This is a genomic window from Streptomyces sp. NPDC051976, from assembly GCF_040680795.1.
In the GTDB taxonomy this organism is placed as follows: domain Bacteria; phylum Actinomycetota; class Actinomycetes; order Streptomycetales; family Streptomycetaceae; genus Actinacidiphila.
The window spans coordinates 42,424-54,710 of record NZ_JBFAXL010000029.1; the positions used below are offsets into that span (position 1 = coordinate 42,424).

Genomic DNA, 12,287 nt, shown 5'->3' on the forward strand with positions numbered 1-12,287 from the left:
CCCATGGCGGCGACGACCGTCCCCGAGAACACGACCAAGCGCCACGCCAGGCGCCCGGCCGGACAGACCGGCGGACCGGCGCCGTCCGGCAACGGCCGCAAGCTGCGGCGCAATCTGCAGGCCCATGGGTTCCTCATCGGGGCGGTGCTCTGCTTCCTGATGTTCTCGTGGTACCCCATGGTCCGCGAGGTCATCATGAGCTTCCAGGAGAAGAAGCGCGGGGTGACGTCGTGGGTCGGGATGAAGAACCTCGACCGCGTCTACCACGACCCGTACTTCTGGACCGCCTGGAAGAACACCGGTGAATTCACCGCCTACGCGCTGGTGATCGGTTTCGCGGTGCCGTTCGTGGTGGCGATCGTGCTCAACGAACTGCGGCACGCGCAGGCTTATCTGCGCATTCTGGTCTATCTGCCGGTGATGCTCCCGCCGGTGGCCGGAGTGCTGCTCTTCAAGTACTTCTACAACCCGGACTACGGCCTCTTCAACCATGTGCTGAAGACGCTGCACCTGCCGACGTCGCAATGGCTCGACTCGTCGCACACCGCGATGATCTCGGTGGTCATCGCGGCCACCTGGATGAACATGGGCGCGGCCACACTGATCTATCTGGCGGCGCTGCAGAACATCCCCGGGGAGCTGTACGAGGCCGCCGACCTGGACGGCGCCGGCCTGTGGAGCAAGATCTGGCACGTCACGATCCCGCAGACCCGCATGGTGCTCTCGCTCATGCTGCTGATCCAGATCGTGGCGACCATGCAGGAGTTCACCAATGTCTTCCTGCTCACCAAGGGCGGCCCGGAGAACTCCACGATGACGGTCGTCTACATGGTTTACCAGTACGCCTTCAACTACAACAACTTCGGCAGCGCGGCGGCGCTCGGCCTCTTCCTGCTGCTGGTACTGGCCGTGTTCTCCGGCCTGTACACGCGGCTCAGCAAGAACGTCGACTAGAGGGGACAACGGATCATGGCAACGTACACTCCGCAGACCCGCACCCTGATCTCGTCGGCGACGCTCAGCCGGCGGCGCGGGAAAATCATCTACTGGACCGTGCTCTCGGTGGTCCTGGTGGTCTTCACCCTGATTTTCGTGGGGCCGCTGTACTGGATGGTGACCGGTGGTTTCAAATCCGCCTCCGAGGTGGTGCAGAATCCGCCGACGCTCTTCCCGAAGCACCCCAAGCCGGGGAACTTCAAGGACGCCTGGTCGGACTTCACGATCGCCCGGCTGCTCTTCAACACCATGTACTACGCGTTCGGCGCGCTCGCCTTCCAACTGGTCTTCGACGTGGCGGCCGCGTACTCGATCTCCAAGCTCCGCCCCGTTCTGGGCAAGCTGATCCTGGGCGCCATGCTCGCCACGCTGATGATCCCGGCCGCGGTGCTGGTGGTGCCGCAGTACATGACGGTGCTGGACCTGCCGGTGCTGCACATGAACCTGATCGGCACCCCCTGGGCGATCTGGCTGCCCACGGTCGCCAACGGCTTCAACATCTTCCTGCTCAAGCGGTTCTTCGACTCGATCCCCGAGGACCTGATGCACGCGGCGGCCATCGACGGCGCCAGCCCGCTGCGCACCCTGTGGTCGATCGTGCTGCCGATGTCCCGGCCGATCCTCGGGGTGGTGTCCATCTTCGCCGTGGTGAACGTCTGGAAGGACTTCCTGTGGCCGATGCTGGTGGAGCCCGACCCGAAGAAGCAGCCGATCAACATCGGCATCAACTCGCTGTCGCAGGGCGTCCCGCAGAACGTGATCATCGCCGGTCTCGCCATCTCCGCCGTGCCGACGCTGCTGATCTTCCTGCTCTTCCAGCGCAACATCATGTCCGGCCTGACCGCCGGCAGCCTCAAGGGCTGACCGCTCCGCACCGCCTCCTCCCGTAACGCACCACCCCACAGCACTCCGCCGCCGGCCCCTTTGTCCACATCCCCGCCTCCCGGGGCCGGCGGCGGGGTCCCACCTGCCCGAAAGGACGTTGACGTGGCAGACACCCCTCAGCCCGAGGCCGACGAGAACTGGTGGCGCGGCGCGGTCATCTACCAGGTCTACCCGCGGAGCTTCGCCGACAGCAACGGCGACGGAACCGGCGACCTCGCCGGGGTGCGGTCCCGGCTGCCCTATCTGGCGGAGCTGGGCGTCAACGCCCTCTGGTTCAACCCCTGGTACCCCTCGCCGATGGCCGACGGCGGCTACGACGTGGCCGACTACCGGGACATCGACCCGGTCTTCGGCACCCTCGCGGAGGCCGAGAAGCTGATCTCCGAGGCCCTGGCGCTGGGTATCAGGACCATCATCGACATCGTGCCGAACCACATATCGGCCGCCCACCCGTGGTTCCGCGAGGCGCTGGCTGCGGGCCCCGGCAGCCCGGCGCGGGACCGCTTCTGGTTCCGGCCCGGCCGCGGTGAGAACGGTGAACTGCCGCCCAACAACTGGCCGTCGCAGTTCGGCGGGCCCGCCTGGACCAGGACCACCGACCCGGACGGCACGCCCGGCGACTGGTTCCTCAACCTCTTCGACTCCGAGCAGCCCGACCTCAACTGGGACCACCCGGACGTCCGCGAGGAGCACGAGGACGTGCTGCGCTTCTGGTTCGACCGGGGCGCCGGCGGGGTGCGCATCGACTCCGCCGCGATGGTCACCAAGGACCCGGCGCTGCCCGACCTGCCGACCGAACCGGGGCCGCCCGGCACACCGGCCGCACCGCACCCGTACATCGACCGCGACGACCTGCACGAGATCTACCGCGGCTGGCGGCGGATCGCGGACTCGTACCCCGACACGCGGATCCTGGTCGGCGAGGTGTGGATGCCGGACGCCGAACGCTTCGCCCGCTATCTGCGGCCGGACGAGATGCACACCGCGTTCAACTTCGACTTCCTGGCCTGCCCGTGGGAACCCGCGAAGCTGCGCACCTCCATCGACACCACGCTCGCCGCCCACGAGCCGGTGGGCGCGCCCGCCACCTGGGTGCTGTGCAACCACGACGTGACGCGTACGGTGACGCGCTACGGGCGGGCCGACACCGGATTCGACTTCGCCACCAAGGCGTTCGGCATTCCGAGCGACCCGGAGCTGGGGACGCGCAGGGCGCGGGCCGCCGCGCTGCTCACCCTGGCGCTGCCCGGCTCGGTCTACCTCTACCAGGGCGAGGAGCTGGGGCTGCCCGAGGTCGAGGACATCCCCGCCGGCAGGCTCCAGGACCCGATGTACCTGCGCTCCGGCGGCACCGATCCCGGCCGGGACGGCTGCCGCGTCCCGCTCCCCTGGTCGGGCGGCGCCACCCCGTTCGGCTTCAGCCCCGAGGGCTCCGCCGAGCCGTGGCTTCCGCAGCCGGCGGAGTGGGGGCGGCGCACCGCCCAGGTGCAAGCCGGTGACCCGGGGTCGATGCTGTCCCTGTACCGCGCGGCCATCGCGCTGCGCGCGGGCGAGGTCGGGCTCGGTGACGGGCCCATGCGGTGGCTCGGGGCCGAGCCGGGCGTTCTCGCCTTCCGGCGCGGGCCCGAGTTCGTCTGCGTCGTCAACCTCGCCGCCCATCCCGTGGGGCTGCCGCCCCACTCCCGCCTCCTCCTCACCTCGGGCCCCCTCGGCCCCGACGGGCGGCTCCCCCCGGACACCGCGGTCTGGCTCCGCGGCTAACGCCCCGGGGTTCGCCCCGAAGGGGCGCGGGGAACTGCGCGACCAGCCGTCGCGTGCCTGCACGTCACCACCGGCCCCAGAGGGGCAGATCGGTTGTCTTCGGACCACCGGCCGGTGGGGGCGGGCCGCGCAGTTCCCCGCGCCCCTTCGGGGCACTACCGGCGTGACCGGCGACGCAAGCGCAGCGCGCTTCCCCGCGCCCCTTCGGGGCACTCCGGTGCCTGGGCCTCCGCAAGCGCAGCGCGCGTCAGCGCGAGCGCCGGGGCACTCCGGTGTGACCGGGGACGCCAGCGCGGGCGGGACATTGTGTCGGGGTGACGATTATAGTGGGGGGCGTGCCTCAACTACGCCTTGCTCTGAATCAGATCGACTCCCGGGTCGGCGACATCGCCGGGAACGCGGAGTCGGTCGTGCGCTGGTCCCGGCACGCCGCCGGGCAGGGGGCCCACTTGGTGGCGTTCCCCGAGATGATGCTCACCGGGTACCCGGTGGAGGACCTGGCCCTGCGCTCGTCGTTCGTGGAGGCGAGCCGCACGGCTCTCGTCGCGCTGGCGAAGCGGCTCGCAGCCGAGGGGCTGGGCGAGCTGCCGGTGGTGGTCGGGTACCTGGGCCGCAGCGCGGACGCGCCGCGCTCGGGGCAGCCCGCGGGCGCCCCGCAGAACTGCGCCGCGGTGCTGTACGGCGGCGAGGTCGCGCTCCGCTTCGCCAAGCACCACCTGCCGAACTACGGCGTCTTCGACGAGTTCCGCTACTTCGTGCCGGGCGACACCATGCCGGTGGTCCGGGTGCGCGGGGTCGACGTGGCGCTGGCGATCTGCGAGGACCTGTGGCAGGACGGCGGCCGGGTGCCGGCCGCGCGGACCGCGGGAGCCGGTCTGCTGCTGTCGGTCAACGCCTCGCCGTACGAGCGGGACAAGGACGACACCCGGCTGGAGCTGGTCCGCAAGCGCGCCCAGGAGGCGGGCTGCACCCTGGCGTATCTGGCCATGGTCGGCGGGCAGGACGAGCTGGTCTTCGACGGCGACAGCATCGTGGTCTCCGAGCGCGGCGACGTGATCGCGCGGGCCCCGCAGTTCGCCGAGACCTGCGTGATCCTCGACCTGGACCTGCCCGCCGCGGCGGAGGAGACGCCGTCGGGCCGGGTGCAGGACGGCCTGGAGATCCGCCATGTGACGCTCTCCGAGGAGCCGGTGGAGCCGTACGAGGCAGCGTTCCCCGGTGTCGAGGTCGAGCCGCTCGACTACGACGCCGAGGTCTACGGGGCGCTGGTGACGGGCCTGCGCGCGTACGTGGAGAAGAACGGCTTCCGCTCGGTGCTGATCGGCCTGTCCGGCGGCATCGACTCGGCGCTGGTGGCGGCCATCGCCTGCGACGCGATCGGCGCGGCGGACGTGTACGGCGTCTCGATGCCGTCGCGGTACTCCTCCGAGCACTCCCGGGGCGACGCGGCCGAACTGGCCCGCCGTACGGGGCTGAACCTGCGGACCGTCCCCATCGCCCCGATGTTCGACGCGTACATGGAGTCGCTGGGCCTGACCGGGCTCGCCGAGGAGAACCTGCAGTCGCGGCTGCGCGGGGTGACCCTGATGGCAATCTCCAACCAGGAGGGCCACATCGTGCTCGCGCCGGGCAACAAGAGCGAGCTGGCGGTGGGTTACTCGACGCTGTACGGCGACTCGGTCGGCGCGTACGGCCCGATCAAGGACGTCTACAAGACGACCGTCTTCCGGCTGGCCCGCTGGCGCAACGCGGTCGCGGCCGAGCGCGGCGAGACACCGCCGATCCCGGAGAACTCCATCAGCAAGCCGCCGAGCGCCGAGTTGCGCCCCGGCCAGGTCGACACCGACTCGCTGCCGGACTACGACGTCCTGGACCGGATCCTGGAGCTGTACGTGGACCGGGACCAGGGCCGCGAGGAGATCGTCGCGGCCGGGTTCGACCCGAAGCTGGTGACCCGGATCCTCAAGCTCACCGACACCGCCGAGTACAAGCGCCGCCAGTACCCGCCGGGCACGAAGATCTCCGCGAAGGGCTTCGGCAAGGACCGGCGGCTGCCGATCACCAACGCCTGGCGCGAGGGCGAGTAGCCCCCGCGCCCCCGCGCCCCCCGCGGGCCGGGGTTCCTACGGCAGTTGCAGACGGGCGGCGACCGGCAGATGGTCGCTGCCCGTCCTCGGCAGCGTCCACGACGACTTCGGCTCGATGCCCTTGACCATGATCTGGTCGATCCGGGCCATCGGGAAGCTCGCGGGCCAGCTGAAGCCGTAGCCGTTGCCCGCCGCGCCCTGCGTGGAGCGCATCTGCGAGGTGACCGAGGCCAGCGCCCGGTCGTTCATGGTGCCGTTGAGGTCGCCGAGCAGCACCACGCTGCTCAGCGGCTCGGCCGCTATGGCCTGGCCGAGCGCGCCGGCCGCGTTGTCCCGCTGCCCGGCGGTGAAGCCCGCGTTGAACTTCACCCGCACGGAAGGCAGATGCGCCACATACACCGCCACCTCGCCGTGCGGGGTGTGCACATCGGCGCGCATCGCGCGGGTCCAGCCCATCTTGATGTCGACCGGCCGCACCCCGCTGATCGGGTACTTGCTCCACAGCCCGACCGTGCCCTGCACCGTGTGGTACGGGTAGGCCGCGGCCAAGTCGCGGGTGTAGCGCGGGGCCTGACTCACCGCCAGCTCCTCCAGCGCCACGATGTCCGCGCCCGCGGCGACGACGTCCCGCGCGGTGCCGTCGGGATCCGGGTTCTGCGCGTTGACGTTGTGGGTCAGGACGGTCAGGTCGCCGCCCGCGGAGGTCTTGTCGGTGAGCAGCCCGCCGAAGAGGTTGAGCCAGACCACCGAGGGGACCAGGACGGCGATCAGCGCGGTGGCCGAGCGCCTGACGACCGCCAGGACCAGCAGCGGCGGGATCGCGAGCCCCAGCCAGGGCAGGAACGTCTCCAGCAGGCTGCCGAGGTTGCCGATCCGGTTGGGCACGTCGGAGTGGAGGAACAGCAGCAGCGCCAGGGCCAGCGCGAGCACCGCCAGGACGATGCCGCGCCGCCAGGTGCCTTCCGGCTGCCACCAGCGGATGAATCTGGCGCGGGCTCCGGATGCGCCGCCCCGCGGCGGCTCTCCGCCGTCGGTGGTCGCGTCCGTGCTGCTCTGCGCCTGAGTCATAGAAATCCTCACTGCCTTGCCGCCGTGCCGAGTGCTCCGACCCTAGGGGATCGTTATGAGAAGCGACGGACCGCGGGGGGCGGCGGGTTCCGCTTCCGGCCGGGACGGGGCGGGCTGTGACAGGACCAGGACAGCGGTGGGACCGTACGGTCTTCTTCCGCACGTCTTCGTCAGATGGGCCGCACACGCGCGGAACACGGCTCGAAACACGGCTCGAAACGCGGCTCAGGCGCGCGGCCGCATCCCGTCGATCAGGGTGTCCACCACCCGCTCCGGCAGGTCGTCGGCGAGCGGCGCGTCCGGGTGCAGCACGGCCCGGGACAGCACGGGGCCGACCACCATGTCGACCAGGAGTTCCATGTCGTCGCCGAGTTCGGGGCGGATCTCCCCGTCGGCGATGCCGCGTTCCAGGATGCGGGCGACGGCGCGGCGCCGGGTCAGCACGATGGTGTCGTTGTAGCGCCGCCACAACTGGGGGTTGCTGTGGATCTGCGTCAGCACGTTGCGCATGAGGACGGACTCGCGTTTGGCCACGCTGCGCAGCCTGACCGCATCGACGACGGCGACCAGGTCGCCGCGCAGCGAGCCGGTCGCCGGTTCGTGGGGCTGGGGGTCGAGGGTGGCGAGCACGTCCAGCAGCAGTGCGTCCTTGCCCGGCCAGCGGCGGTAGACGGTGGCTTTGCCGACCCCGGCCTCGCGGGCGATGCCCTCCATGGACAGGTCCGCGAAGCCGGCGCCCTCGGCGAGCAGCCGCAGCACCGCCTCGACGACCGCGCGGTCGACGGCCTCACGGCGCGGGCGTCCGCGCCGCGAAGCCGTCGTACCGGGCGGCTGGGTCACTGCTCGGCACCCACCTTCTGGGGTTCCGTGGTGCCGCCGGGGGTGGCCTCCGACCGCTGCTTGGCGGGCAGGAACAGCAGGACGACGACGGTGCCGACGAAGGCGACGGCCGCCGAGCCGATGGCGGTCAGGTGCATGGCGTGGATGAACGCGTCGTTGGCGGGCTGGATCAGCGGCTGGCCCTTGGGGCCGAGCTTCTCGGCGATGCCGAGGGTGGCCTCGATCGACTCACCGGCCGAGTGCCGGGCGGCCGGCGGCAGCGTCCCCAGGTGGTCCTGGACACCGTGCCGGTAGACGGTGGACAGCAGCGAGCCGAGTACGGCCACGCCGAGCGCGCCGCCGACCTGCCGGAAGGTGTTGTTGACCGCGGAGCCGGAACCGGCCTTCTCCCGCGGCAGCGACGACATGATCATGACGGTGGCGGGCGGCATCACGTGCGCCATCGCCGTACCCATCAGGAAGAACAGCACTTCCAGCACCCAGATCGGGGTGGACTGCCCGAGCAGCAGGAAGCCGAGGAAGGACACACCGGTCAGGGTCAGGCCGCCCGCGCAGACGGCGCGGGCGCCGAAGCGGTCCACGACCAGCCGGGCGCGCGGGGCGAAGACCATCTGGGCGGCGGCCAGCGGGAGCAGCAGCAGACCGGTCTGGAGGGGGCTGTAGCCGCGTACCGACTGGGTGTAGAAGACGATGAAGAAGGTCACGCCCATGAGCGCGAAGAAGACCAGGCCGATGGCGGCGACGGAGGCCGAGAAGCGGCGGTCCTTGAAGTACGCCACGTCGAAGGCGGGGTGGTCGCTGCGCGCCTCGTACCAGACGAAGAGGGCGAGGATCGCGAGGCCGCCGAGCGCGGTGCCCCACACCTCGGGGCGGGTGAAGTCGCCGAACTGGCCGCCCTTGATGATGCCGAAGATCAGCAGGACCAGGCCGACGATGGACAGCAGCACACCGGGCGGGTCCAGGCGGCCGGGCCGCGGGTCCTTGGAGTCGGGCACGAGGACGAACATCGCGATCACGGCGACGACGACGATGGGCACGTTGACCAGGAAGACCGAGCCCCACCAGAAGTGCTCCAGCAGCGCGCCGCCGGTGATCGGGCCGATGGCGATGGCCAGGCCGACCACACCGGTCCAGATGCCGATGGCCTTGGGCTGCTCGTCGCGCTCGAAGACGTTCATGATGATCGCGAGGGTGGCGGGCATGATGAAGGCGCCGCCGAAGCCCATGACGCCGCGGAAGGCGATCAGCTCGCCCGCGGAGCCGGAGAAGGCCGACAGCGCCGATCCGGCGCCGAAGACCACCATGCCGAAGAGCAGTACCTTCTTGCGGCCGAGCCGGTCGCCGAGCAGGCCCGCGGTGAAGAGCAGGCCCGCGAAGACCAGGGTGTAGGAGTTGATCGCCCATTCGAGCTGGCTCTGGGTGGCGCCCAGGCCCTTCGGGGACGGCTGGGCGATGGTCTTCATCGCCACGTTCAGGATCGAGTTGTCCAGCACCACCACGAGCAGGCTGAACAGCAGGACGGTGAGTATCGCCCAGCGGCGGCGGTGGACCGCCTCCGGTACGGCGTCTGTCGGTTTCTCGGCCATGCCGCCCACCCTAGATTCGATTTACGATACGGGACCGTCTCGTATCGTAAAGCTGAGGCAAAAACGGGCCTGGTCTTTGCTCAGGGGCCCGCGCGTGCCAGCATGGAAGGGATCCGGGGACGCCGTCAGGGCGCCTCGAGATGAATGAAGGAGCCGTCACCATGACGCAACTTCCGGCTGCCCAGAAGTCCTCGGACGGCGTGAAGACGCTGTACGGAGGCACCGGCACCCGTCGCATCACGGTCCGCGATCTCGCCGCCGCCAAGGAGCGCGGTGAGAAGTGGCCCATGCTCACCGCCTACGACGCGATGACGGCGTCGGTCTTCGACGAGGCGGGGATCCCGGTGATCCTCGTCGGCGACTCGATGGGCAACTGCCACCTCGGCTACGACACCACCGTCCCGGTCACCATGGACCAGATGACGATGCTGGCCGCCGCCGTGGTGCGCGGCACCAGCCGCGCACTGGTCGTCGGCGACCTCACCTTCGGCTCGTACCAGGAGGGCCCGGTGCAGGCGCTGCGCAGCGCCACCCGGCTGGTCAAGGAGGCCGGGGTCGGCGCGGTCAAGCTGGAGGGCGGCGAGCGCTCGCTGCCGCAGACCGAGGCGATCGTCCAGGCCGGTATCCCGGTGATGGCGCACCTGGGCCTGACCCCGCAGTCGGTCAACACCATGGGCTACCGGGTGCAGGGCCGCGGCGACGAGGACGCCCACCGGCTGGTCAGCGACGCCAAGGCGGCGCAGAACGCGGGCGCCTTCGCGGTCGTGCTGGAGATGGTCCCGGCCGAGCTGGCAGCCGAGGTCACCCGCTCGCTGCAGATCCCGACCATCGGCATCGGCGCCGGGCCCGACACCGACGCCCAGGTGCTGGTGTGGACCGACATGGCCGGGCTGACCGCCGGCCGCACACCGCGCTTCACCAAGCAGTACGCGCAGCTCAGGCAGGTGCTCGGGGACGCCGCGAAGGCGTTCGCCGAGGACGTGGTGGGCGGCGGCTTCCCGCTGGAGGAGCACAGCTTCCACTGACCGGCGGCACCGGTCGGCGAGGCGGCGGAGCCGGGTGCAACCCGGCTCCGCCCCTTTTGAGACAAACGGCCACGTCTTCCGTATATGACGATGAGCGCCGCTCAGGCGGCGACCACCGCAGCAACGGGAAGTCATCATGGCCTTCACCACCCGCCGGGGAACGGCCACCGCGGCAGTCTTCGCCGCGGGGCTGTTCCTCGCCGTCTCCGCGTGCAGTTCCTCCTCCGGCTCGGGTTCGAGCTCGTCCTCCCCGTCTTCGAGCATGTCGACGTCGGCCGGTGCCTCGGCCGCCGCCGTGCACACCGTGAAGGACGCCTCGCTCGGCACGATCGTGGTCAACGGCAAGGGCTTCACGCTCTACCGCTTCGACAAGGACTCCGCCAGCCCGCCCGCCTCGCACTGCACGGGCGCCTGCGCGACCCTGTGGCCCGCCGCCCCCGCCACCACCGCGAGCAGCGTCCAGGGCGTCGACCACAAGCTGATCGGCAGCGTCACCGGCACCAACGGCGCCAAGCAGCTCACGATCAACGGCTGGCCCGTCTACACCTACTCGATGGACACCAAGGCCGGTGACACCAACGGCCAGGGCGTCATGGGCACCTGGTTCGCGGTCACTCCCACCGGTGGCAAGGCCGCCGGTACGTCCGGCTCCTCGTCGTCCTCCGGCGGCGGATACGGGTACTGATGTCCCGACCCGCGACCCGTGAACTCGACCGGCGGCTGCCAGTGCGGCAGGATGCCGCCGTGGACGGACCATCGTCAGGTCCTCCGGAACCGGCCGAACCGGTTCCGGAGGAGGAGCTCATGCGAGCGCTGTACCGCGAGCACGCGGGCGCGCTGTTCGCGTATGTGCTCCGGCTGGTCGCGGGCGACCGCTACCTCGCCGAGGACATCGTCCAGGAGACGCTGCTGCGGGCGTGGAAGAGCGCCACCCGGCTGGACCCCGCCGCCCGCTCGCTGCGGCCCTGGCTGGTGACCGTGGCCCGGCGGATCGTGATCGACGGCCATCGCAGCCGCCAGTCCCGTCCGCCGGAGACCTCCCCCGCCGCCCTGGAGCAGGTCCCGGCCCAGGACGAGCTGGAGCGGTCGCTGCGGCTGATGACCATCTCCGACGCCTTGCAGGACCTGTCCGACGCGCACCGGGAGGTGCTGGTCGAGACGTACTTCAGGGGACGTACCGTGAACGAGGCGGCCGATGAACTCGGCCTGCCCCAGGGGACCGTACGCTCCCGGGTGTTCTACGCGCTGCGCGCCCTGCGGAACGCGCTGGAAGAGAGAGGGGTGACCACCTCATGACAGACCATGTCGACGTGGGCGCCTATCTGCTCGGGGCGCTGGACGAGCCGGAGATGGCGGCCTTCGAGGCCCATCTGGCCGACTGCGAGGTGTGCGGCGCGGCGCTGGACGAGCTCAGCGGTGTGCTGCCGGTGCTGGACGAGCTGCTCGAGGACGGCGGGCTGGCGTTCGTGGAACGGCCCACCGGTGACGCGATGCTGCAGCGGCTGCTGGCGCAGGTCGCCGCCGAGCGCGGGGGCCGCAAGCGGCGGCGGCTGGTCGCGGTCGCCGCGGCGGCCGTGCTGGTGATCGGCGGCCCGACGGCCGCGCTGATCGCCACCAACGACAGCGGCAGCCAGCCGGTCGCCGCCCCGACACTGGCCGCCGAGCAGCACTCGGCGACGAATCCGGCGACCGGCGCCTCGGCGACCGTGGGGATCGCCGACAAGGGCTGGGGCAGCGCCGTCGACCTCCGGCTGGCGGGCATACGCGGCCCGCTGACCTGCAGCCTCATCGCCGTGGGGCAGGACGGCAGCCGCCAGACGGTGGCCACCTGGTCGGTGCCCGACGCGGGGTACGGCACCAGCAGCCAGCCCGTGCCGCTGACCGTGCACGGCGCGGCAGGTCTGCACAAGGACGCCATCAGCCACTTCGACGTCCGTACCACGGACGGCACCCTGCTGGTCAGCATCCCCGTCTGAACCCGGGCCGCCGCCCGCGCCCGGCCGCGGCCCCGCCGACAGCGCGCTGACAGCGGGCCGATC

11 protein-coding genes are annotated in these 12,287 nt (G+C 70.9%); 8 read left to right on the forward strand and 3 right to left on the reverse strand.

The features are described from left to right. Positions 1 to 3 precede the first annotated feature (3 nt). From AB0M29_RS26100 to AB0M29_RS26115, 4 genes are all read left to right on the forward strand, one after another. Positions 4 to 954 carry a sugar ABC transporter permease gene (locus AB0M29_RS26100; protein ID WP_365386650.1) on the forward strand — a complete coding sequence of 317 codons (951 nt, stop codon included), beginning with the start codon at positions 4 to 6 and terminating at the stop codon, positions 952 to 954. Positions 955 to 969: 15 nt separating this feature from the next. Beyond that, positions 970 to 1,860, forward strand: coding sequence for a carbohydrate ABC transporter permease (locus AB0M29_RS26105; protein ID WP_365386651.1), 891 nt, complete (start codon positions 970 to 972; stop codon positions 1,858 to 1,860). A gap of 123 nt (positions 1,861 to 1,983) precedes the next feature. Next, entirely contained in the window at positions 1,984 to 3,642 is a 1,659-nt protein-coding gene (locus AB0M29_RS26110) for a glycoside hydrolase family 13 protein (RefSeq protein ID WP_365386653.1), read from the forward strand. A gap of 335 nt (positions 3,643 to 3,977) precedes the next feature. Beyond that, positions 3,978 to 5,729: an NAD+ synthase gene (locus AB0M29_RS26115; RefSeq protein WP_365386654.1), complete on the forward strand. Its 1,752-nt coding sequence runs from the start codon at positions 3,978 to 3,980 to the stop codon at positions 5,727 to 5,729. Positions 5,730 to 5,765: 36 nt separating this feature from the next. Here AB0M29_RS26115 and AB0M29_RS26120 read toward each other — a convergent pair whose 3' ends face one another. From AB0M29_RS26120 to AB0M29_RS26130, 3 genes are all read right to left on the reverse strand, one after another. Further along, a complete protein-coding gene (locus tag AB0M29_RS26120) occupies positions 5,766 to 6,797 on the reverse strand; it encodes an endonuclease/exonuclease/phosphatase family protein (protein WP_365386656.1) in 1,032 nt (343 codons plus the stop codon). 225 nt (positions 6,798 to 7,022) lie between these two features. Further along, the gene (locus AB0M29_RS26125) at positions 7,023 to 7,637 is read right to left on the reverse strand and encodes a TetR/AcrR family transcriptional regulator (RefSeq protein ID WP_365386658.1); all 615 of its coding nucleotides are present in this window, start codon (positions 7,635 to 7,637) and stop codon (positions 7,023 to 7,025) included. Further along, on the reverse strand, positions 7,634 to 9,223 hold the full coding sequence (locus AB0M29_RS26130) for an MFS transporter (RefSeq protein WP_365386659.1): 1,590 nt from the start codon (positions 9,221 to 9,223) through the stop codon (positions 7,634 to 7,636). Before AB0M29_RS26130 ends, AB0M29_RS26125 begins: the two co-directional genes overlap by 4 nt. Positions 9,224 to 9,384: 161 nt before the next feature. Between AB0M29_RS26130 and panB the strand changes: the two genes are divergently transcribed. The 4 genes from panB to AB0M29_RS26150 all read left to right on the forward strand — a co-directional run bounded on the left by panB (position 9,385) and on the right by AB0M29_RS26150 (position 12,224). Beyond that, a complete protein-coding gene (gene panB / locus AB0M29_RS26135) occupies positions 9,385 to 10,248 on the forward strand; it encodes a 3-methyl-2-oxobutanoate hydroxymethyltransferase (protein ID WP_365386662.1) in 864 nt (287 codons plus the stop codon). 136 nt (positions 10,249 to 10,384) lie between these two features. Next, on the forward strand, positions 10,385 to 10,933 hold the full coding sequence (locus AB0M29_RS26140; RefSeq protein ID WP_365386663.1) for a hypothetical protein: 549 nt from the start codon (positions 10,385 to 10,387) through the stop codon (positions 10,931 to 10,933). Further along, complete coding sequence (locus AB0M29_RS26145) at positions 10,933 to 11,544, forward strand: sigma-70 family RNA polymerase sigma factor (protein ID WP_365386666.1); 612 nt, start codon at positions 10,933 to 10,935, stop codon at positions 11,542 to 11,544. The genes AB0M29_RS26140 and AB0M29_RS26145 overlap by 1 nt, the downstream gene beginning before the upstream one ends. Next, positions 11,541 to 12,224, forward strand: coding sequence for a zf-HC2 domain-containing protein (locus AB0M29_RS26150; protein ID WP_365386669.1), 684 nt, complete (start codon positions 11,541 to 11,543; stop codon positions 12,222 to 12,224). Before AB0M29_RS26145 ends, AB0M29_RS26150 begins: the two co-directional genes overlap by 4 nt. Positions 12,225 to 12,287: the final 63 nt, after the last annotated feature.